The organism is Streptomyces sp. NPDC003032, from assembly GCF_053591415.1.
Map to the genome: position 1 here is coordinate 1 of NZ_JBSFTT010000068.1, position 21065 is coordinate 21065.

Consider the following 21065-nt stretch of genomic DNA (forward strand, 5'->3'; position numbering starts at 1 on the left):
GTTGATAGGCCAGATCTGGAAGCCCGGTAACGGGTGGAGGTGACTGGTACTAATAGGCCGAGGGCTTGTCCTCAGTTGCTCGCGTCCACTGTGTTTGTTCTGAAACAACGAACAGTTGTGTCGGCTGAACAGCGTCACTATTTAATTGAAAAGTGTGCTTGTTCGCTGCCCTGTTTGAGATCCTGCTCTACAGCGGGATATTTCATAGGGTTTCGGTGGTCATAGCGTGAGGGAAACGCCCGGTTACATTCCGAACCCGGAAGCTAAGCCTCAAAGCGCCGATGGTACTGCAGGGGGGACCCTGTGGGAGAGTAGGACGCCGCCGAACAATCTTTGGAGGACCCCTGGTCCCAGCGTCCACGCTGGGACCAGGGGTCCTTTTGTTTTTGTCGAAGCGCGCCGGCACCCCGGCTGCGCGAGAATGACTGCGGTACCGAAGACTAGGAGTCACCGATGTCCACCAACTCTCCCGACGAGCGACCGGGGCGCGACCAGCGCGGCCGGGACGGTGGCGACCGGGGCGGATACCGCGGGGCTCCACGGCGGGACAACGACCGCGGTGACCGCGGTGGCTTCCGTCGCGATGACCGGCCCAGCGGGCCCCGACGTGACGACCGGCCCACCGGGCCTCGTCGTGACGACCGGAGTGACAGCGACCGTGGTGGTTTCCGTCGCGAGGGCGACCGGCCCGCCTTCCGTCGCGATGACCGCCCCAGTGGGCCTCGCCGTGATGACCGCAGGGATGACCGTCGCGACAGCGGCGACCGTGGCGGATTCCGGCGCGACGACAACCGTGGTGGCGACAACCGTGGTGGCGACAACCGCGGTGGCGACAGCCGTGGTGGTGGCTACCGCGGGCGTGATGACCGTGACAGTGGTGGGCGTCCGCCGTTCCGTCGCGACGACCGGCCCAGCGGGCCCCGCCGTGACGATCGGCGTGATGACCGCAGGGACGACCGTGGCGGATTCCGGCGCGACGACAACCGTGGTGGCGACAACCGTGGTGGCGACAACCGCGGTGGCGACAGCCGTGGTGGTGGCTACCGCGGGCGTGATGACCGTGACAGTGGTGGGCGTCCGCCGTTCCGTCGCGACGACCGGCCCACCGGGCCTCGTCGTGACGACCGGAGTGACAGCGACCGTGGTGGTTTCCGTCGTGAAGGTGACCGGCCAGCCTTCCGTCGCGATGACCGCCCCAGTGGGCCTCGCCGTGATGACCGCAGGGATGACCGTCGCGACAGCGGCGACCGTGGCGGATTCCGGCGCGATGACAACCGTGGTGGCGACAGCCGCGGTGGCGACAGCCGTGGTGGTGGCTACCGCGGGCGTGATGACCGTGACAGTGGTGGGCGTCCGCCGTTCCGTCGCGACGACCGGCCCAGCGGGCCCCGCCGTGACGACCGGCCGAGTGCGCCCCGTCGTGACGACCGTCGCGACGGTGACCGGCCCGCCTTCCAGCGCGACGACCGCAGGGACGACCGTCGGGACAGTGACCGCGGCGACCGTGGTGGGTTCCGTCGCGACGATCGGCGTGATGACCGCAGCGGCGACCGTGGCGGTTTCCGTCGGGACGACAATCGTGGTGGGGACAGCCGTGGTGGTGGCTACCGCGGGCGTGACGACCGTGACCGTGGGCCGCGGCGTGACGACAACCGGGGCGGCGGACGCCCGGGCGGCTTCCGTGGGCGTGAGGACCGGCGTGACGATGACCGCGGTGGGTACCGCGGCGGGCGTGACGACCGTGACCGCGAGCCCATCAGGCGGCTGCCGATCCCGGAGGACGTCACGGGCCACGAGATCGACAAGGACGTACAGCAGGAACTGCAGAGCCTCCCCAAGGGGCTCGCGGAGGACGTCGCCAAGAACCTGGTGATGGTCGCCAAGCTCATCGACGAGGACCCCGAGCAGGCCTACGCCTACTCCAAGATCGCCCTGCGTCTTGCCTCCCGGGTCGCCGCCGTGCGCGAGGCGGCCGGCTTCGCGGCGTACGCGAACCAGAAGTACAGCGAGGCGCTCGCCGAGTTCCGTGCCGCACGGCGGATGACCGGCAGCGTCGAGCTGTGGCCCGTCATGGCGGACTGCGAGCGTGGGCTCGGCCGGCCCGAGAAGGCGCTGGACATGGCCGGTGCGCCCGAGGTGCAGAAGCTCGACAAGGCGGGGCAGGTCGAGATGCGGCTCGTCGCCGCCGGGGCCCGCCGGGACATGGACCAGATCGACGCCGCCATCGTCACCCTGCAGAGCCCCGAGCTGGCCTCGAACTCCGCGCAGCCCTGGACCGCGCGGCTGCGCTACGCGTACGCCGACGCGCTGCTCGCGGCCGGCCGCGAGGACGAGGCGCGGGAGTGGTTCGCGAAGGTCGTCGAGTCCGACAAGGACGGCAGCACCGACGCGTCGGACCGCCTCGCCGAGCTGGAGGGTGTCGAGTTCGTCGACGCCCTCGGTGACGACGACGCCGACGAGGCTCCTGCGGCTACCACTCAGGACCCGTCGGCCGACAAGGACAAGGACAAGGACGAGGACGAGGACGAGGACTGAGGTCGAGGTCGTTGACTGAAACGGGCGGGTCCCCATGTGGGGCCCGCCCGTTTCCGTATGCCCAGAAGCTGCTCGGAAGCTGCTCAGAAGTGGTTGAGAACTGGCTCAGAAGGCGAGCGCGCGCAGGACCAGGCCCGTGGCCGGCTTCGGGCCGAACGACGTCGACTTGCGGGGCATCGTGACGCCCTGGCGGGCGAGGTCGCGTACGACCTCTTCGCGTACCGGGTGCATCAGGACGGCCGTGCCGCCGTCGCGCTCGGCTTTCTCGACCGTCGCCGCGGTGTCGTGGATGTACGCGATGTGCTCCGGGGCGTCCGGGATCCGCCAGACGTGGTCGAGCAGAGTGGCGTGCAGGACCGTCGCGTCCAGGGTGCGCCAGGCCTCGGGGCGGTCGCCCGGGATCGTACGGGCGAGGAGGTCGGGCGACGGGTGGTCGACGAGGTGGAAGGCGCCGTCACCCGCGAGGACGAAGGCGTTGCTCTTGGACGCGGCCTCGGCCAGGGCGTCGAGCGCGTGGTCGAGGGGGCCATCGACGGTGCGTACGCGGAAGGAGTCCCCGAGGGCGGCGAGAGCGTCGGGGACCGGGAGCCGGTGGAGGTAGCGGTGGATGGCGCGCACGCGCAGCGGATAGCGGGCGGTGTCCACGAGGAGGACCAGGCCGTGGTCCCACGGGCTGGGTGAGGGGTGTTCGGCGCGCAGCCGCAGATTGGTGGCCCAGCGGTGGTGCCCGTCCGCGATGAGTGCCTGGCGGGCGGCCAGATCTGACTGGATCTCTGCGATCTCCGCCGGGTCCGTGACGGACCACAGGCGGTGGTGGAAGCCGTCCTCGGTGGTCGTCGACAGGAGCGGTTCGCGCTCGGCCGCCCGTTCGATGACGGCCGTCGCGCCGGAGGGTTCGCCCTCGCTGTCGCTGCGGTAGGTCAGCAGGAGCGGTTCGAGGTTGGCTGCGGTCGCGCGCATCAGGGCCGCGCGGTCCTCGACGACGTGCGGCATGACGCCCTCGTGGGGCAGGACGACGCCCTCCCCTGCCTCGGAGAGGCGCAGTGCGCCGATGAGGCCTCGCTGGAGGATCTCACTGTCCTGCTGTTCGTAGACGTACAGGCTCGGCTCGGTGTCGGGGGCGAGGATGCCCTCGCGGAGCCAGGTGCGCAGGGTGTCGGCGGCCTGTTGGTTGCGGGCGGCCGGGGTGGTGGCCTGCGGGAGGATCAGCCGGACGATGTTGTGCGGGTCGGCGGATTCCAGGTGGAGCAGGCCGTCGGGGCGTACGACCACGTCGTACGGGGGTGAGGTCACCGCGGCCAGACTGCCGATCTGTTCGGGGACGTAGCGCACGCCCCGGAACGGGATCAGGTCGAGGCCGGCTGCGTCCGTGTGACCCGCTGTGTTCATTGGGGCATCGTATGTGTGTCAGTGGCATGAGCGATGATCGGGGGAGTGGGATCGAGCGAGGAGCGATGTGTAATGAGCCAGACCGCAGGCCGGAGCGTGGGCGGGGGCGCGGGCGGAAGCGTCAGGACGCGGCCCGGGGGCAGCAGCCGGGCGCTGAGCGAGGCCTATGACACGGCGCTGCTCGATCTGGACGGGGTGGTGTACGCGGGCGGTCACGCCATCGTGCACGCCGTCGAGTCGCTCGGGACCGCGCGCGAGGGCGGGATGCGTCTCGCGTACGTGACGAACAACGCGCTGCGGACGCCGGACGCGGTGGCGGAGCATCTGACGGAGCTGGGGATCGCGTCCGCGTCCTCGGATGTCATCACCTCGGCGCAGGCGGTCGCCCGGCTGGTGAGCGAGCAAGTGCCCGCGGGCGCGCGGGTGTTGGTGATCGGCGGTGAGGGGCTGCGGGTCGCCCTGCGGGAGCGGGGGCTGGAGCCGGTCGAGTCGGCGGACGACGATCCGGTGGCGGTCGTGCAGGGGTACGGGGGGCCGGACCTGGCGTGGGGGCGCTTCGCCGAGGCCTCTTACGCGATCGCGCGCGGTGTGCCGTGGTTCGCGTCGAACACCGATCTGACGATTCCGAGCGCGCGGGGCATCGCGCCCGGCAACGGCGCGGCCGTCGAGGTCGTACGCATCGCTACGGGCGCCGAGCCGCAGGTGGCGGGCAAGCCGCTGCCGCCGATGCACCGGGAGACGATTCTGCGGACGGGGGCGGAGCGGCCGCTGGTCGTGGGCGACCGCCTTGACACGGACATCGAAGGGGCGTTCCACGGGGATGTGGACTCGCTGCTCGTGCTGACGGGTGTCACGGACGGCGCGCAGCTGCTGGCCGCGCGGCCCGAGCACCGGCCGACGTACGTGGACGCGGATCTGCGCGGCATGCTCACCGGGCAGCCGGAGGTCACCCCGGTGGAGGGCGGCTTCGCCTGCGGCGGCTGGACGGCCTCGGTGCGGGACGGCGAACTGGCGCTGGACGGCGAGGGCGAGTCCATGGACGGCCTGCGGGCCCTGTGCGCGGCGGCCTGGACGCAGGCCGGGGACGGCGCGTGCGGGTTGGACGGGGGCAAGGCGTTGTCGCGGCTCGGGGTGTAGGGGGTCCGTCTGGGCGCGCGTCCGGTGGAGGCCCCTGCGGGGGTGCTCACGGGTTTTCGCCGCGGTCGATCAGTTCGTCCGTCGTTGTGTCCTTGCGCCAGTAGCCCGAGAACGACACCCGCTTGCGGTCGAAGCCGCGCTCGCCGACGAGGTGGCGGCGGACGGCCTTGACGGTCGCGGACTCGCCCGCGATCCAGGCGTAGGGAGTGCCCTCGGGGAAGTCCGTCCCGCGGATCGCGTCCGTGGTGGAGCCCTCCCTGGTGAGCCAGTGGATCTCGGCGTCGGCCTTGGTGGGCAGGTGCTGGCGGTCGTCGAGGTCGTGGACCTCGATCCAGACGCGCGTCGGCAGGGCGGGCGGCAGCGTTTCGAGGATGCTCGCGACGGCCGGGAGCGCCGACTCGTCGGCGGTCAGGAGCAGCCAGTCGGTGTCCTGCGGCGGCCGGAAGTCGTACGCGGCGTTCTCCTCCTCGACCGGGGCGAGCACGCCGATGCGGGCGCCGGGCCGCGCGGTCCGCGCCCAGCTGGTGGCCGGGCCGTCGGTGGGCGAGGGAGCCGCGCCGTGGACGGCGAAGTCGACGATCAGTTCGTCCGGGCCGCGGCGCAGCTCGCGGGTCGTGTACGTGCGCATGATGCCCCGCACCGAAGGGTCGAGGGCGCACCACGCGGCGTACCAGTCGGCCGCGTCGCCGGTGTCGGTGTCCGGCATGACCGGGGCGTCCTGCCCGGGGTGCGGCAGGAAGATCTTGATGCGCTGGTCCCGGCCGCCCGAGGCCATCCGCGCCAGGTCGGGGCCGCCGAGCGCCACGCGGATCATCGCGGGCGTGAGGTGTTCGGCGCGCAGGACGTGCACGTCGAAGAACTGGTAGGGGGAGTCGGTCATCGCTTGAGCCTCTTCGACTTCTCGACGGCGGCGGCGAGCCGCTCAATGACGGGGGCGTATCCGGCGTAGCTGTAGCGCTCCTCCATCGACCAGGGGACGGTCTGGTCGGCCTTGACGGCGGGGAGCTGGGCCCAAGTGGGTTTCTTCGCCAGCTCGTTGGGGGGCAGCGCGGTCGTACGGTTGTCGAGCATGATGAGGTCGGCGTGGTACTTGTCGGCGTTCTCCCAGCTGAGGAACTCCCAGAAGCCCCATTCGTCGCTCTTCTTGCCCTCGACGAACTCGACGCCGAGGTCCTTGAAGTAGTGGAGGTCGCAGTAGGCGTCGGGGACGGCGACGTACATCTGGTCGGCGTCGCCGGTCACCGCCATGACCTTCAGGCCGCGGTTGGCCTCCGCGGCCTTGCGCAGGGTCCGTTCGGCCTTCTGGAAGCGGGCCTTGGCCGCCCGCACCTTCTCCGACTCCAGGTCCGCGCCGAGCGAGGCGGCCAGTTCGGTGTAGCGCTTGAGGGGCTCCTTGAGGGAGACGCGTGCGCCGTTGATGCCGACGGTGGGGGCGAGGGAGGCGATCTTCTTGCTGCTCTCCTCCGGGACGAACCAGAGGTTCGGCGGCGGGAACATGTTGCTGATGAGCACGTCCGGTTGGAGAGCCGCGTACTTCTCTATGTTGAACTGGCCCCACCCGTTGCCGAGGCTGGTCAGCTTGGAGAGGTCGAGGTCGCCCGACTGCGGGCTCGGCTTGCCGTTCACGGGCTTGGAAGGGCCGAAGATTCCCTTGCACTCGATGCCGTAGTCGTGCAGGGCGGCCGCCGTGCTGACGAAGGCGACGATGGTCTTCGGGTGCTCCTTGGTCGTGACGGTCTTGCCGCGGTCGTCCTTGAAGCTCCAGGGCTTGCCCTCTTTGCTGTCCTTGCCGGAAGCGGACCCGGACCCGGACCCGGAAGCGGATGTGGACGTGGTGCCTTCGTCACCGCACGCGGCGAGCAGGGCGCCGAGGCCGAAGGCGCCGCCCGCGAAGAGTGCGCCGCGGCGGTTCAGGCCGGGCGAATTCGGGGCAGGCGAAAGGGGGCGACGCGGTGCGGGCATGGTGGCGCTTCTCTCGTCGAAGTCGAGTGCGAGGGTAGGCTAACCTAACCTGGTGTTGGTCGACAGTCCCCCAGAACCCCGCGCGGAGACCGCTCCCGCGCCACCCAAACGCCGCGCGATACGCAGCCTCGGGCTGCTCGTCTCGGTGGCCGTCCTCCTCCTCGTCTTCCTGGCGAGCATCGCGGTCGGCGCCAAATCGATGCCCATGGACGAGGTCTGGCACGGGCTGTTCCAGGACACGGGGACGTACGGCGACGTCGTCGTCGGAGAGCGGCTCTCGCGCAGCCTGCTCGGGCTGCTCGCCGGTGTCGCGCTCGGCCTCTCCGGGGCCGTCCTGCAGGCGCTCACCCGCAACCCGCTGGCCGACCCCGGCCTGCTCGGCATCAACCTGGGCGCCTCGTCGGCGGTCGTCAGCGCGATCAGTTTCTTCGGCGTCACCTCGCTGAGCGGCTATGTGTGGTTCGCCTTTCTGGGGGCGGCGCTCGTCGGCGTCCTGCTCTACATCCTGGGCGGCGCGCGCGGCGCGACACCGGTGCGGCTCGCGCTCGCGGGCACCGCGATCAGCGCGGCGCTCTACGGCTATCTGCAGGCCGTCATGATCATGGACGGTGCCGCGCTCAACAAGATGCGGTTCTGGACGGTCGGTTCGCTGGCCTCCGCCAGCATGGACACCATCCAGCAGGTCCTGCCCTTCCTCGCGGTCGGCACCGTGCTCGCGCTCGGCCTCGCCCGGCCGCTGAACGCCATGGCCATGGGCGACGACACCGCCCGCGCGCTCGGCGCCCATCTCACGCGCACCCGCGCGCTGTCGATGGCGGCGGCGACCCTGCTCTGCGGGGCCGCGACCGCCGCCTGCGGGCCGATCGTCTTCGTCGGCCTGATGGTGCCGCACATCGTGCGCTCCTTCACCGGACCCGACATGCGCTGGATCCTGCCGTACGCGGCCGTCCTCTCGCCGGTCCTGCTGCTCGGCGCGGACGTCGTCGGGCGCGTGGTGGCGCGCCCCTCGGAGCTCCAAGTGGGCATCGTGACCGCGGTCATCGGCGCGCCCGTCTTCATCTTTCTCGTACGGCGGCGGAAGGTGGCCCAGCTGTGAAGGCGATACGCGCCCGGGGCGGCTTCTCCGTCCGGCTCGACATCCGTACGACCGTGGTCGTCGCCCTGCTCATCGTCGCCGCGCTCGCCGCGAGCGTCGTTCTGATCGGCACCGGCGACTTCGAGATCCCGGCCGCCGACGTCATCCGTACGCTGCTCGGCGACGGCGACGCCGGGCAGGAGTTCATCATCAACGACCTGCGTCTGCCGCGGGTCCTCGTCGGGCTCCTGGTGGGCGCGGCCCTCGGGCTCGGCGGCGCGCTCTTCCAGTCCATCGCCCGCAATCCGCTGGGCAGTCCGGACGTGCTCGGCCTCGGACAGGGGTCGACCGCGGGGGCGCTCATCATGATCGTCCTGTTCCAGGGCAGCGCGGTCGAGGTCGCGGGCGGCGCGCTCGTCGGCGGACTCGTCACCGGCGTCGCCATCTATCTGCTCGCCTGGAAGCGCGGCGTGCACGGCTACCGGCTCGTCCTCGTCGGCATCGGCGTCTCCGCCTTCATCACGGCCATCAACGGCTATCTGCTCACCAAGGCCGACTTCGTCGACGCCGCCCGCTCCGTGGTCTGGATGACCGGTTCCCTCAACGGCCGTGACTGGGACCAGGTCTGGCCGCTGCTGGTGCTCTGCGCCGTCCTCGTACCACTCGTACTCGTGTACGGGCGTCCGCTGCGGATGCTGGAGATGGGCGACGACGTCGCCAACGCGCTCGGCGTACGCGTCGAACGCACCCGCTTCGTCCTGCTCACCGCCTCCGTGCTGCTCACCGCGGCCGCCACCGCCGCCGCCGGCCCTGTCAGCTTCGTGGCGCTCACCGCGCCGCAGCTGGCGCGTCGGCTCACGCGCTCGCCGGGCCCCAATCTGATGCCCGCCATGTTCATGGGCGCCACCCTCCTGATCGTCGCGGACTTCGGCTCGCAGCGGGCCTTCGGCGCGGACCAGCTGCCCGTCGGCGTCGTCACCGGCGTGCTCGGCGGCGTCTATCTGCTGTGGCTGCTCGTCACCCAGCGCAAGGCGGGACGGATATGAGGCCCCGCCACGAACCCGCACCACCCACGGCTGCGTACCACCCCACGGCCGCGTACCACCCCACGATCAAGAGCAGGAGCGTGCTGCTGTGAACCGGCTCATCGCCGACGACGTCACCCTCGGCTACGACCAGCGCGTCATCGCGGAGAAGCTGTCCGTCGAGATCCCCGACAACTCCTTCACCGTGATCGTGGGCCCCAACGCCTGCGGCAAGTCCACGCTCCTGCGCGCCCTGTCCCGGATGCTCAAGCCGTCCGCGGGCCGCGTGCTGCTCGACGGGGACGTCATCCAGTCGATGCCCGCGAAGAAGGTCGCCAAGACGCTCGGCCTGCTGCCGCAGTCGTCCATCGCGCCCGACGGCATCACGGTCGGCGACCTGGTCGCCCGCGGCCGCTACCCCCACCAGGGGCTGCTTCGGCAGTGGTCGCAGGAGGACGAGCGGATCGTCGAGGAGTCGATGGCGTCCACGGGCGTACGCGACCTCGCCGAGCGCTACGTCGACGAGCTCTCCGGCGGCCAGCGCCAGCGCGTGTGGATCGCCATGGCGCTCGCCCAGCAGACCCCGCTTCTGCTGCTCGACGAGCCGACGACGTTCCTCGACATCCAGCACCAGCTCGACGTCCTGGACCTGTGCGCCGAGCTCCACGAGGAGCAGGGCCGCACCCTCGTCGCCGTCCTGCACGACCTGAACCACGCCGCTCGCTACGCCACGCACCTCATCGCCCTGCGCGACGGCGCGGTGATCGCCGAGGGCGCGCCGTCCGACATCGTCACGGCGGAGCTGGTGGAGCGGACCTTCGGGATCCGGTGCCAGATCATCGACGACCCGGAGAGCGGGACGCCGCTGGTGATCCCCGCGGGCCGCGCCGGGCGCAGGGCGATGGCCGAAGCGGCCGCCGGCTAGAGCTGTGGTCGGCTAGAGCAGCGACCTGAGCTTCAGCAGGTCCCGGAAGCCCGCCTCCAGCTTGATCCGGCCCGAGGCCCACGCCTTCGCGAAGTTCAGCTCGCCGTCCACCATCGCGACCAGGTCGTCGCCGCTCATCGAAAGGCGGATCTCGGCCTTTTCGCGGGGCGGGCCCGAATGGCTGTCGAGCACCGTGATCCGGCCGTTTTCGAGCCGGCCGGCGAAGGTGGTGTCGAGGTCGGTGATTCGGCAGCTCAGCGAGCGGTTCAGGGCAGCGGCGCCCCGCACGTCGCCGTCGGCGGACGCGAGATTGTCCGAGAGCCTGTCGAGTGCCGTGCGGCACTCCGCCATGGTCGCCATCGTGATCGACGGTACCGCAGCGCTTCGGGGTAGCGTCGTGCCATGAGCGACTCTTACGCGGGCCTTGAGCAGGGAGGGGCGGTGCAGCCGGAGCCTGAGGTTCCGGACGAACCGTCGTACGGAGCGTCGTACGACCCCGCGGCCCCCGCCCCCCTGGGCGTCGAGCGCACGCCCACCGGGAACGCCGACGTGGACGCCCGCCTCGCCCGGCTCGGCGATGCCGACCACCTCGCCACGGACGGCCATATCGAGGTGTACGAGGATGTACACCAGGGCCTGCGTTCCGCGCTGACCGCGCTCGACGCGCACCCCGGCCCGCCGGCACCCGCAGGGGCGCCCTCATCCTCGTATGACAGGAGCTGAACCGAACGTGGCAGGAGTGGCACGACGCCGCCTCGACGCCGAGCTCGTCCGCAGGAAGCTCGCGCGTTCGCGCGAGCACGCGAGCCAGCTGATCGCCGCCGGCCGGGTCGCGGTCGGCAAGACCGTCGCGACCAAGGCCGCGACGCAGGTGGAGACGGCCGCCGCGATCGTCGTCTCGCAGGACGACAGCGACCCCGACTACGTCTCGCGCGGCGGGCACAAGCTCGCGGGCGCGCTCGCCGCCTTCACGCCGGAGGGGCTGGTCGTCGAGGGGCGGCGCGCGCTGGACGCGGGCGCGTCCACCGGTGGCTTCACGGACGTGCTGCTGAGGGCCGGTGCCGCGCACGTCGTAGCCGTGGACGTCGGCTACGGCCAGCTCGCCTGGTCGCTGCAGAGCGACGACCGGGTCACCGTGAAGGACCGCACCAACGTACGCGAGTTGACGCTCGAAGCGATCGACGGCGTGCCCGTCGACATCGTCGTCGGCGACCTCTCCTTCATCCCGCTCGGCCTGGTGCTGCCCGCCCTCGTGCGGTGCGCGGCGCCGGACGCGGACCTGGTGCTCATGGTCAAGCCGCAGTTCGAGGTGGGCAAGGAGCGGCTCGGCAGCGGCGGTGTGGTGCGCGGCGCCGAACTGCGGGCCGACGCCGTACGCGGTGTGGCGCGTCAGGCGTGGAGGCTCGGCCTCGGGGTGCGCGGGGTGACCGCGAGCCCGCTGCCGGGGCCCTCCGGGAATGTCGAGTACTTTCTGTGGCTGCGCGCCGGGGCCGATGAGCTGGACCCGGCGGACGTTGACCGTGCCGTGGCGGAGGGGCCCCGTTGACCCAGACCCGAGTGACCCAGACCAGAGCTCGTACCGTCTTCCTGCTCGCGCACACCGGACGGCCCGCGGCCATCCGCAGCGCCGAACTCGTCGTCCAGGGGCTGCTGCGCCATGGCATCGGCGTACGGGTCCTCAAGGCGGAGGCCGCGGATCTGCCGCTGCCCTCCGAGGTCGAGACGGTCCAGGAGGCGACGGCCGACTGCATCGTCGACTGCGAGCTGATCGTGGTGCTCGGCGGCGACGGGACCCTGCTGCGGGGCGCGGACTTCGCGCGGGCCTCCGGGGTGCCGATGCTCGGCGTCAACCTCGGGCGCGTGGGCTTCCTCGCGGAGGCCGAGCGTGACGACCTCGACAAGGTCGTCGACCGGGTCGTCACCAAGGCGTACGAGGTCGAGGAACGCATGACGATCGATGTCGTCGTGCACCGCAACGGCGACATCGTGCACCGCGACTGGGCGCTGAACGAGGCCGCCGTCCAGAAGGTGTCCCCCGAGCGGATGCTCGAAGTCGTCCTGGAGATCGACGGCCGTCCGGTCACCGGCTTCGGCTGCGACGGCATCGTCTGCGCGACGCCCACCGGTTCGACGGCGTACGCGTTCTCGGCGGGCGGGCCCGTGGTGTGGCCCGAGGTGGAGGCGCTGCTCATGGTGCCGATCAGCGCCCACGCCCTGTTCGCCAAACCGCTGGTGACCTCGCCGGACTCGGTGCTCGCCGTCGAGGTCCAGCCGCACACGCCGAACGGGGTGCTGTGGTGCGACGGGCGGCGGACCGTCGAACTTCCCTCGGGGGCGCGGGTGGAGGTGCGCCGGGGTGAGGTGCCGGTGCGGCTCGCGCGGCTGCACCACGCGTCGTTCACGGACCGGCTCGTCGCCAAGTTCGCGCTGCCGGTGTCGGGTTGGCGCGGGGCGCCGCACTAGCCGTACGTGGGGTGAGGGGCTACGTGTGTCGTGTGTGAGGGGCTACGTGTGTGAAGGCTCACGCCGCTTCGACGTCTGCCGTCACGTCCCGCTGACCACCGAGATCGCACTCCGGCGCATGACGGCGCGCACCGGGATCCCGGTGGCGAGCAGGGTCAGCAGCAGCGTGCCCGTCGCGACGCCGGTCGGCACGGCCCACGGCAGGTGGGGCAGGGCCGAGCCGAACGCCGTACTGAGGATCGGGGCCAGCGTGCCGAGGGCGATCGCGCCGCCGAGGAGGAGCGCCGTCCCGGCGACGACCACGGCCTCCCAGGCCGCCATGGCCCGCACCTGGGCGCGCTGGCTGCCGACGACCCGGAGCAGCGCGACGTCACGCCGGCGCTCGAAGGAGATCATGGCGAGGGTGTTCGCCGCGGCGATCGCGGCGAAGCCCGCGTAGAGCCCCGTGCCCACGTAGTCGAGCCAGACCTCACCGGCGCTGCCCGCCGAGCCGGTGTGGTGCTGGGCCGTCGTATGCATGCCGATCTTGGTGAGGCCGAAGCCCACGACGAGTACGAGGGGGACGACCGCGGCGGAGAACCGGCGGGGCTGCGAGCGGACGTTGAGCATCGCCAGGCGGGCGCTCGGGCCGAACCGGCCGACCAGCGCCGAGACCAGCCAGGCCGCGGGGCCGATGATGCGCGGGCCGAGCAGCCCCGCGCCGGCGCAGAACAGGATGAGCACCAGGAAGGCGCCCTCGCTCGCCTCGGCCGCGGGCTGCTCCGCCAGGAGCACCGAGACCACGCACGCCCCCGCGACGGCGATCACGCCGAGCGGCGCCCGCAGCAGGCCGAGCCCGCGCCGCCCGGTCGCCGCCTCGGAGAGCGCGCGGGCCGGGCGCAGCAGGGAGAAGCGCAGCGCGGACAGGAGCGCGGCGAGCGTCGTCGTCACCACGGCCACGCCGACGCACACCGGCAGCGCGACCCAGCTGAAACGGAAACCGGCCTCGGCGGGGAGCAGCCCGTGGGAGACCATGCCCGCGTGCCACCAGCGGGCGCCGAGACCGCCGAGGAGGAACCCGGCGAGCGAGGCGGGGACGGACGCGGCGAGGGCCTGGACGGCCACGGCGCGGCGGACCTGGCGGGGCTTGGCGCCGATGGAGCGGACCATCGCGAGCTCGCGGTGCTGCTGCGCGACGGCGGTGCCCATGGTCGATACGACCACGAAAATCGACATGTAGATGGAGCCGATCAGCAGGACGAGCGCCATGTCGCCGACGCCGTTCTCCGTGATCTGCCGCCGTGCCGGCGCGGAGAGCCCCGCGGTGCTTTCGGTGCTCGTCGTGCCGAACATCATCGTCGACGCGCTCACCACGGTCGCCGCGAAGAGCGCGGCCACCGCGGTGCCCACGAATGCCGGGCGATGCGCGCGCAGCGCCGCCTGTGCCAGTCCTGTTGCCATGTGGATCATGGTCGGGCCGGGGGCGGGGCGGGAGCCATGTGGCGGGCCGGTGGGTCTTGCGGGGGATAACCCCACCCCGGGAGGCGGTCTCCCCGGTCGGCGGGCCACCCCGGGCGGCGCGGCCCCCCCCACGGGCCCACTCACGCGAGTGACAGCGGGCGCCGGTGCGCCGCCGCCACCTGCGCCTTCGCGGCGGGAGCGCGGGGCCCGTCGCACACCGGGCCCATGACCTCGTAAGGTCTTGTCCGTGTTGGAGGAGATGCGGATACGGTCGCTCGGAGTCATCGACGACGCGGTCGTCGAGCTGTCACCAGGGTTCACCGCCGTGACGGGTGAGACCGGTGCGGGCAAGACGATGGTGGTCACGAGCCTTGGACTGCTGCTCGGCGGGCGCGCGGACCCCGCCCTGGTGCGGATCGGCGCGAAGTCGGCGGTGGTGGAGGGGCGCATCGCCGTGTCCGCCGACGGCCCGGCGGCCGCGCGCGCGCAGGAGGCCGGGGCCGAGCTGGACGACGGGGCGCTGCTGATCAGCCGCACCGTCTCGGCGGAGGGGCGCTCCCGGGCGCACCTCGGCGGACGCTCCGTCCCGGTGGGCCTGCTCTCCGAACTCGCCGACGACCTGGTCGCCGTGCACGGCCAGACCGACCAGCAGGGCCTGCTCAAGCCCGCCCGGCAGCGGGGCGCCCTCGACCGGTACGCGGGCGACGCGGTCGCCGTGCCGCTCGCCAAGTACACGGCCGCGTACCGCAGGCTGCGGGCCGTCACCGCCGAGGTCGACGAGATCACCACGCGCGCGCGGGAGCGTGCCCAGGAAGCGGACCTGCTGCGCTTTGGACTCGACGAGATCGGGGGCGTCGAACCGCGCGAGGGCGAGGACACCGAACTCGCGGCCGAGGCCGAGCGGCTCGGCCACGCGGAGGCCCTCGCCTCCGCCGCCACGTCCGCGCACGCCGCCCTCGCGGGCAACCCCGAGGACCCGGAGGGCGTCGACGCCTCGACGCTCGTCGCGGGCGCCTCCAGGGCCCTGGAAGCCGTACGCTCCCACGACCCCGCCCTGTCCGCGCTCGCGGAGCGCCTCGGGGAGATCGGGATCCTGCTGAGCGACGTGGCGGGCGAGCTCGCCGGGTACGCCGACGACCTCGACGCCGATCCGCTGCGGCTCGCCGCGGTCGAGGAGCGGCGGGCCGCGCTGACCCAGCTCACCCGGAAGTACGGCGCCGACATCGACGCCGTGCTCGCCTGGGCCGAGGAGGGGGCCGCGCGCCTGACCGAGCTGGAGGGCGACGACGACCGGCTGGACGGGCTGACCGCCGAGCGGGACGCGCTGCGGGCCGAGCTGGCGGCGCTCGCGCAGGCGTTGACCGACGCGCGACAGGAGGCCGCCTCGCGGTTCGCGGCGGCCGTCACCGAAGAGCTCGCCTCGCTGGCGATGCCCCACGCGCGCGTGACGATCGCCATCAGCAGCACGGAGGTTCCCGAGGGGGCCGACGGCGTGGTGGTCGGCGGGCGCACGGTCGCGTACGGTCCCACGGGCGTCGACGAGGTGGAACTCCTCCTCGCCCCGCATCCGGGCGCGCCGCCCCGGCCCATCGCCAAGGGCGCGTCGGGCGGTGAGCTGTCGCGCGTGATGCTCGCCGTCGAGGTGGTCTTCGCGGGCACGGACCCCGTTCCGACGTACCTCTTCGACGAGGTCGACGCGGGCGTCGGCGGCAAGGCGGCGGTCGAGATCGGCCGCCGCCTCGCGCGCCTCGCCAAGTCGGCGCAGGTCGTGGTCGTCACCCACCTTCCCCAGGTCGCGGCCTTCGCCGACCGCCAGCTGCTTGTCGAGAAGACGAACGACGGCATGGTGACGCGCTCCGGGGTCCAGGTCCTGGAGGGCGAGGAACGCGTACGGGAGCTCTCACGGATGCTGGCGGGTCAGGAGGACTCGGAGACCGCGCGGGCCCACGCCGAGGAGCTTCTCGCCACCGCCAGGGCGGACGGCTGAAGCCCCGGTCGGTGAGACCCCGCCCCTGACGGGCCCCTCGCGGGGCCCTTACCGGGTCCGTCACTCTCACCCGTGTGGGTGATTGCGTCCGAGGAGTTGGCCGTCCGGACACGGCAGTTACCTTTCAGCAGTGCCGGGACGGCCACGCGGGCTGGCATTCTTGGCGGAACCGCCAGAGCACCGCACCGCCCGACGCAGACCCAGGAGCCCCGGCCGCGTGAGCCACGTGAGCAGCCATTTGCCGCACGGACAGACGCCGCTGCACACCGTTCAAGTCCTCGGCGGCGCCAGCGCGGGCAGCTGCGCGCACGTCAGGTCGCTGGCCGCGGGGCTCGCCGCCCGGGGCGTGCGGGTCACCGTGTGCGCCCCCGACGAGGCCGCCCGTGCCTACGACTTCACCGGCACCGGCGCCCACCACGTCCATGTGCCCCGCAGCGGTGACCCCGTCTCCGTGGCCGCCCTCCGCGCGGCCTGCGCCGGCGCCGACCTCGTGCACGCCCACGGACTGCACGCCGCCTTCCGCGCCGTCCTGGCGCTGACCGGACGCCACACACCGCTCGTCGTCACCTGGCACAACCACGTCTCCGCCGACGGGGCCCGCGCCCGCGTCCTGCGGCTGCTGGAGCGGCGCGTCGCCAAGGCCGCCGCCGTGGTCCTCGGCACCTCGTCCGACCTCGTCGAACGGGCCCGCAGAAGAGGCGCCCGGGACGCCCGCCTCGCGGCGGTCGCGCTGCCCGCGCCCCACCGCGCCGGCCTCCACGAAGCCTTCGAGGAGGAACCGGACTGCCTCCTGCACAAGGCCCGTGCCGAAGTCGGCGCCGTGGACCGGCCGTTGGTCCTGGCCGTCGGCGCCCTGGAGCGGGGCCGCGGTTACGACGTCCTCCTGGACGCCACGCGCGCGTGGCGTCACCTGGACCCGCTGCCGCTCCTCGTCGTCGCGGGGGAGGGCCCGGAGCGGACCGCCATGCAGCGCCGCATCGAGGCCGAGCAGCTCCCGGTCCGCCTGGTCGGGCGGCGCGACGACGTCCCCGAACTCCTCGCGGCCGCCGACCTCGCCGTGCTGCCCAGCAGCCCGGAGTCGCGCTCCGTCCTCGCCCAGGAGGCCCTGCACGCGCGCGTACCGCTCGTCGCCGCCGCGGTCGACGGCGTCCCCGAACTGGTCGGCGACGGCGCCGAACTCGTCCCCCACCAGGACGCCCAGGCCCTCGCCACCGCCGTCGTACGCCTGCTCGCCGACCCGGTCCGCAGGGCGGAACTGAAGGACAGGGGCACGGCCCAGGCCGCCACGTGGCCGAGCGAGGACGAGACGGTCACCCAAGTCCTCAGTGTCTACGATGAGTTGACGCAGCCGGTGCCGTACAGCTAGGCCGGACGCGCCCCAGGACCCGGCGAGGGCTTCTACGTCACATGTCTGCGCGCCCGCAGCGCCAGGCTCAGCGCCAGGACCGTCTGCGGGTCGTCGAGGTCCGTGCCGAGCAACTCGCTGATGCGGGCGAGGCGGTTGTACAGCGTCTGGCGGTTCAGATGCAGCTCGCGCGCGGTCTCCGCCTTGCGGCCCGCATGCGCCAGGAATGTCTGGAGCGTGGGCAGCAGCGGCGGCTTCGAGCGCTGGTCGTGGGCGCGCAGCGGGCCGATCGCGCGGTCCACGAACGCCGCCAGATCGGGGTGGTCGCGCAGCCGCCACAGCAGCAGGTCGATGTCGAGGCGCCGCGCGTCGTACCAGGGGCGGTCGGTCAGGCCCTGCGCGGCCGTCGCCGTCTCCGCCGCGTGCCGCAGCCCCGCCGACGCCGCCGCCCAGCCGCCCGCGACGCCGACCACGACGACCGGCGGCTGCGCCCCGGGCCGCTGCATCCCGGCCCGCTCGACACCGGCCCGCAGCGCCGCCGCGACCCGGTCGGCCACCGCGGTCCTCTCGGACTCAGACCGCAGGCCGAGCAGCAGAGGGACGCGGCCCTCGACGGGACGTACGCCGAGCAGCACCGGCACGCCCACGGACGCCAGCTCCTCCGCGACCGCCCGTGCGAGCACCGCCCAGCCGCCCCCGGTCGGCAGGCCGTCCGCGAGCCGCATCACCACCGGAAGGAGCGGGCTGCCCGCGGGGACCGGCTTGAAGCCGAGGACGCGGGCCTGCGCCGGGGCGTCGTCGGCCGCGATCCGCCCCTCCGCGAGATCGGTGAGGAAGTCGCCGCGGCCGCGCGCCGCCAGCTCCTCCTCCTGGCGGGCCTGCATCAGCACCACCGCGAGGCTGCTCGCCGCCCGCTCCGCCGCGATGCGGTGCACCGGCAGCGGCGCGGACTCCACCGCGAGCAGCACCAGCCGGGCCCGCACCGATCCCGCGCCGGGCCCGCCGCCCGGCACGTCGACGAGGACCGCGGCCGCGGGCGGCCCGTCCCGGTCGACGGTGCGGCCCCGCAGCCCCTCCCACACCTGGAGCGGGTCCGCGCACTCGGTGCCCGCCCCGGCGGCGTAGAGAAGCTGCCCGTCCACCGTCTCCAGGAAGACCGGGTTGCCGCTGAACTCGGCGAGGATGCCGAGGACTTGAGGAATGCCGCCGCCACCGAGCAGCGCCTCCGTGCACCGCCTGTGCACCTCCTCGGCCCGCTGGAGCAGCGCGTAATGGCCGTTGACGATCTCCGTGTGCACCTCTTCGGTGACCGTCACGAACGGCACCTCGCGGTGCAGCTGCACCAGCGGAAGACCGGCGGCGCGCGCCGTCTCCACGATCGCCGCCGGAAGCCGTGCGAAGCGCGGCCCCAGCTCGACGACCAGCGCCGCGATGCCCCGCTCGGCGAGCTTGCGCACAAAGGCGCGCTGCTCGGCCGGGCGTGCCCCGAGCCCGAGCCCCGTGGTGAGCAGCAGCTCGCCGCCCTTGAGCAGCGAGGCGATGTTGGGCACCTCGCCCGCGTGCACCCACCGCACCGTCCGCTGCAGCCGGTCCGCGCCCGCGACGACCTCGGGGAGCCCGCCGCGCAGTCCCGGAAGTTCCAGCGCGCGCTGCACGGTGATGCCGCCCTGAGTGCCCTGACTGTCCATGGCGCGGACGCTACCGGGGCGCACGTCACCGGAACATCTCCGACCGGTCACAGCGGTGGCCCCGGGGCCTTCGCGGGGCGACAACTCGTCGCCCCCGGGCGGAATTTGCGCGACCCCCTGTCGCTTGTGGCGTACGTCACGTCGCGGCAGGGTGCCCGCCATGTCAGAACAACCGAGCACACCCGAGGTCCACCGCCTCAAGGCGAACTCCGTCGGAATCGTCGGCGTCGTCTTCATGGCGGTCGCCACCGCCGCGCCCATCACCGCCATGACCGGCAACCTCCCGATCGCCGTCGGCGCGGGCAACGGCACCGGCGCCCCCGCCGGCTACCTCTTCGCGACGCTGGTCCTGACGGTCTTCTCCGTCGGATACGTCGCCATGGCCAAGCGGATCACCGCCGCCGGCGCCTTCTACGGCTATATCTCGCACGGCCTCGGCCGCATCGCGGGCATGGCGTCGGGGATGCTCGCCGTCCTCGCGTACATCGTCTTCGAGGCGTCGATCGTCGGCGTCTTCTCGTACTTCGCGCAGACCACCGTCGAGGACCAGCTGGGCGTCGATCTGCCGTGGATCGTCTACGCGGCCGCGATGCTCGCCGCCACGGCCGTCCTCGCGTACTTCGACATCAACCTCACGGCGAAGGCGCTCGGCGTGATGCTCGTCGCGGAGATCGCCGTCCTTTTCGCGGTCGCCACCGCCGTACTGGTCCACGGCGGCGGCCCCGACGGCATACCCGTCGAGCCGATCAACCCCAAGAACGCCTTCACCGGCACCTCCGCCGGACTCGGCCTGTTCTTCGCCTTCTGGTCGTGGGTCGGCTTCGAGTCGACGGCGATGTACGGCGAGGAGTCGCGCGACCCCAAGCGCGTCATCCCGCGCGCGACCCTCGTCTCGGTCGTCGGTGTCGGCGTCTTCTACATCTACGTCTCCTGGATGACGATCGCCGGCAACGGCCTGAGCGGCTCCGTGAAGGCCTCGCGGTCGGCCGGCCCGCTCGACCTCTTCTTCGACCCCGCGCACAGCTTCATCGGCGCGTGGGCGGTCGACGCCTTCCAGTGGCTGCTGATCACCGGCTCGTTCGCCTGCGGGATGGCCTTCCACCAGTGCGCGTCGCGCTATCTGTACGCGATCGGGCGCGAGGGTTTCCTGCACCCCGCCCTCGGCCGCACCCACCCCGCGCACGGCTCGCCGTACATCGCCTCGTACGTCCAGTCCGTCATCGCCGTCGCCCTGGTGGCCGCCTTCTGGCTGACCGGGCAGGACCCGTACATCCACCTGTACACGCTGCTCGCGATCCTCGGCACGATGGCGATCCTCATCGTGCAGACGCTCTGCTCGTTCGCCGTGATCGGCTACTTCCGGCGCAACCACCCCGAGGACCGGCACTGGTTCAGGACACTGGTCGCACCGCTCCTCGGCGGCGTCGGCATGATCGCCGTCGTCGTCCTGCTGGTGATCAACATGGACACCGCGGCGGGCTCGGCGGCGGACTCGCTGCTGTTCAAGGCCATTCCCTGGATCGTCGGCCTCGTCTTCTTCGGCGGCCTCGCCCTCGGCCTGTACCTGCGGGCCAGGCAGCCCCGGCGGTACGAGATCATCGGCCGGGTCGTCCTGGAGGACGCGGCCGAACGCACGGACGGCGACGGGCAGCCCGTCGCCGTCCGAGGCTGAGATCCCCGGCCCTATCCTCCGTACGCCCCCGAAGCCGTCAGCCGCAGCGCCGTGTCGATCAGCGGAACGTGGCTGAACGCCTGCGGGAAGTTGCCGACCTGGCGCTGCAGCACGGGGTCCCACTCCTCGGCGAGCAGCCCCAGGTCGTTGCGGAGCGCAAGGAGCTTCTCGAAGAGCTTGCGGGCCTCGTCCACCCGGCCGATCATCGCCAGGTCGTCGGCCATCCAGAAGGAGCAGGCCAGGAAGGCGCCCTCGTCGCCCTCCAGGCCGTCCACGCCCTCGTCGTCACCGGCCGTCGGATAGCGCAGGATGAACCCGTCCGACGTCGACAGCTCCCGCTGGATCGCCTCGATCGTGCCGATGACGCGCTTGTCGTCGGGCGGCAGGAAGCCCATCTGCGGGATCAGCAGCAGCGAGGCGTC

The 21065-nt window shown here is 72.4% G+C and carries 18 protein-coding genes, 1 rRNA gene and 1 pseudogene; 13 read left to right on the forward strand and 7 right to left on the reverse strand.

All coding sequences use genetic code 11. From position 1 onward, the window contains the following. Positions 1–211 precede the first annotated feature (211 nt). The 3 genes and pseudogenes from rrf (at position 212) to ACWDZ7_RS40670 (ending at position 2535) form a co-directional block, all read left to right on the forward strand. Positions 212–328: ribosomal RNA gene (gene rrf / locus ACWDZ7_RS40660) — 5S ribosomal RNA — on the forward strand. A gap of 275 nt (positions 329–603) precedes the next feature. After that, a pseudogene (locus ACWDZ7_RS40665) lies at positions 604–1272 on the forward strand (hypothetical protein); the annotation flags it as partial. Positions 1273–1764: 492 nt separating this feature from the next. After that, the gene (locus ACWDZ7_RS40670; protein WP_451803816.1) at positions 1765–2535 is read left to right on the forward strand and encodes a tetratricopeptide repeat protein; all 771 of its coding nucleotides are present in this window, start codon (positions 1765–1767) and stop codon (positions 2533–2535) included. A 105-nt stretch (positions 2536–2640) separates the two neighbouring features. On the opposite strand, the gene ACWDZ7_RS40675 is transcribed toward ACWDZ7_RS40670, so the two are convergent. Beyond that, on the reverse strand, positions 2641–3924 hold the full coding sequence (locus tag ACWDZ7_RS40675) for a DUF1015 domain-containing protein (RefSeq protein WP_451803802.1): 1284 nt from the start codon (positions 3922–3924) through the stop codon (positions 2641–2643). A 72-nt stretch (positions 3925–3996) separates the two neighbouring features. Between ACWDZ7_RS40675 and ACWDZ7_RS40680 the strand changes: the two genes are divergently transcribed. Next, entirely contained in the window at positions 3997–5061 is a 1065-nt protein-coding gene (locus tag ACWDZ7_RS40680) for an HAD hydrolase-like protein (protein ID WP_451803803.1), read from the forward strand. A gap of 46 nt (positions 5062–5107) precedes the next feature. Here ACWDZ7_RS40680 and ACWDZ7_RS40685 read toward each other — a convergent pair whose 3' ends face one another. Continuing rightward, the gene (locus ACWDZ7_RS40685) at positions 5108–5941 is read right to left on the reverse strand and encodes a siderophore-interacting protein (RefSeq protein WP_451803804.1); all 834 of its coding nucleotides are present in this window, start codon (positions 5939–5941) and stop codon (positions 5108–5110) included. Further along, entirely contained in the window at positions 5938–7023 is a 1086-nt protein-coding gene (locus ACWDZ7_RS40690; protein ID WP_451803805.1) for an ABC transporter substrate-binding protein, read from the reverse strand. The genes ACWDZ7_RS40685 and ACWDZ7_RS40690 overlap by 4 nt, the downstream gene beginning before the upstream one ends. A gap of 52 nt (positions 7024–7075) precedes the next feature. Here ACWDZ7_RS40690 and ACWDZ7_RS40695 point away from each other — a divergent pair, with 52 nt between their 5' ends. The 3 genes from ACWDZ7_RS40695 to ACWDZ7_RS40705 all read left to right on the forward strand — a co-directional run bounded on the left by ACWDZ7_RS40695 (position 7076) and on the right by ACWDZ7_RS40705 (position 10048). Then, complete coding sequence (locus ACWDZ7_RS40695) at positions 7076–8119, forward strand: FecCD family ABC transporter permease (protein ID WP_451803806.1); 1044 nt, start codon at positions 7076–7078, stop codon at positions 8117–8119. Beyond that, the gene (locus ACWDZ7_RS40700; RefSeq protein ID WP_451803807.1) at positions 8116–9144 is read left to right on the forward strand and encodes a FecCD family ABC transporter permease; all 1029 of its coding nucleotides are present in this window, start codon (positions 8116–8118) and stop codon (positions 9142–9144) included. The genes ACWDZ7_RS40695 and ACWDZ7_RS40700 overlap by 4 nt, the downstream gene beginning before the upstream one ends. Positions 9145–9232: 88 nt before the next feature. Then, a complete protein-coding gene (locus tag ACWDZ7_RS40705; protein ID WP_451517860.1) occupies positions 9233–10048 on the forward strand; it encodes an ABC transporter ATP-binding protein in 816 nt (271 codons plus the stop codon). Positions 10049–10060: 12 nt separating this feature from the next. On the opposite strand, the gene ACWDZ7_RS40710 is transcribed toward ACWDZ7_RS40705, so the two are convergent. Beyond that, the gene (locus ACWDZ7_RS40710) at positions 10061–10408 is read right to left on the reverse strand and encodes an alkyl sulfatase C-terminal domain-containing protein (RefSeq protein WP_451803808.1); all 348 of its coding nucleotides are present in this window, start codon (positions 10406–10408) and stop codon (positions 10061–10063) included. Between the two features lie 42 nt (positions 10409–10450). Between ACWDZ7_RS40710 and ACWDZ7_RS40715 the strand changes: the two genes are divergently transcribed. The 3 genes from ACWDZ7_RS40715 to ACWDZ7_RS40725 are packed head-to-tail and all read left to right on the forward strand — an operon-like array spanning position 10451 to position 12511. Continuing rightward, positions 10451–10771, forward strand: a complete 321-nt coding sequence (locus ACWDZ7_RS40715) for a hypothetical protein (RefSeq protein WP_451803809.1) — start codon at positions 10451–10453, stop codon at positions 10769–10771. A 7-nt stretch (positions 10772–10778) separates the two neighbouring features. Beyond that, complete coding sequence (locus ACWDZ7_RS40720; protein WP_451803810.1) at positions 10779–11594, forward strand: TlyA family RNA methyltransferase; 816 nt, start codon at positions 10779–10781, stop codon at positions 11592–11594. Positions 11595–11605: 11 nt separating this feature from the next. Beyond that, the gene (locus tag ACWDZ7_RS40725; protein ID WP_451517864.1) at positions 11606–12511 is read left to right on the forward strand and encodes an NAD kinase; all 906 of its coding nucleotides are present in this window, start codon (positions 11606–11608) and stop codon (positions 12509–12511) included. A gap of 81 nt (positions 12512–12592) precedes the next feature. Here ACWDZ7_RS40725 and ACWDZ7_RS40730 read toward each other — a convergent pair whose 3' ends face one another. Beyond that, the gene (locus ACWDZ7_RS40730; protein WP_451803811.1) at positions 12593–13951 is read right to left on the reverse strand and encodes an FtsX-like permease family protein; all 1359 of its coding nucleotides are present in this window, start codon (positions 13949–13951) and stop codon (positions 12593–12595) included. Positions 13952–14210: 259 nt separating this feature from the next. On the opposite strand from ACWDZ7_RS40730, the gene recN reads away from it, so the two are divergent. Further along, positions 14211–15938 (forward strand): DNA repair protein RecN, encoded by a 1728-nt coding sequence (recN, locus tag ACWDZ7_RS40735; RefSeq protein WP_451803817.1) that lies wholly within the window; start codon positions 14211–14213, stop codon positions 15936–15938. 217 nt (positions 15939–16155) lie between these two features. After that, positions 16156–17304, forward strand: a complete 1149-nt coding sequence (locus ACWDZ7_RS40740; RefSeq protein WP_451803812.1) for a glycosyltransferase family 4 protein — start codon at positions 16156–16158, stop codon at positions 17302–17304. A 32-nt stretch (positions 17305–17336) separates the two neighbouring features. Here ACWDZ7_RS40740 and ACWDZ7_RS40745 read toward each other — a convergent pair whose 3' ends face one another. Next, positions 17337–18971 (reverse strand): PucR family transcriptional regulator, encoded by a 1635-nt coding sequence (locus ACWDZ7_RS40745; protein WP_451803813.1) that lies wholly within the window; start codon positions 18969–18971, stop codon positions 17337–17339. A gap of 160 nt (positions 18972–19131) precedes the next feature. Here ACWDZ7_RS40745 and ACWDZ7_RS40750 point away from each other — a divergent pair, with 160 nt between their 5' ends. Further along, positions 19132–20643, forward strand: coding sequence for an APC family permease (locus ACWDZ7_RS40750; RefSeq protein ID WP_451803814.1), 1512 nt, complete (start codon positions 19132–19134; stop codon positions 20641–20643). An 11-nt stretch (positions 20644–20654) separates the two neighbouring features. Here ACWDZ7_RS40750 and ACWDZ7_RS40755 read toward each other — a convergent pair. Then, positions 20655–21065: glycoside hydrolase family 15 protein (locus tag ACWDZ7_RS40755; RefSeq protein WP_451803815.1), on the reverse strand; the 411-nt coding region annotated here is incomplete at its 5' end.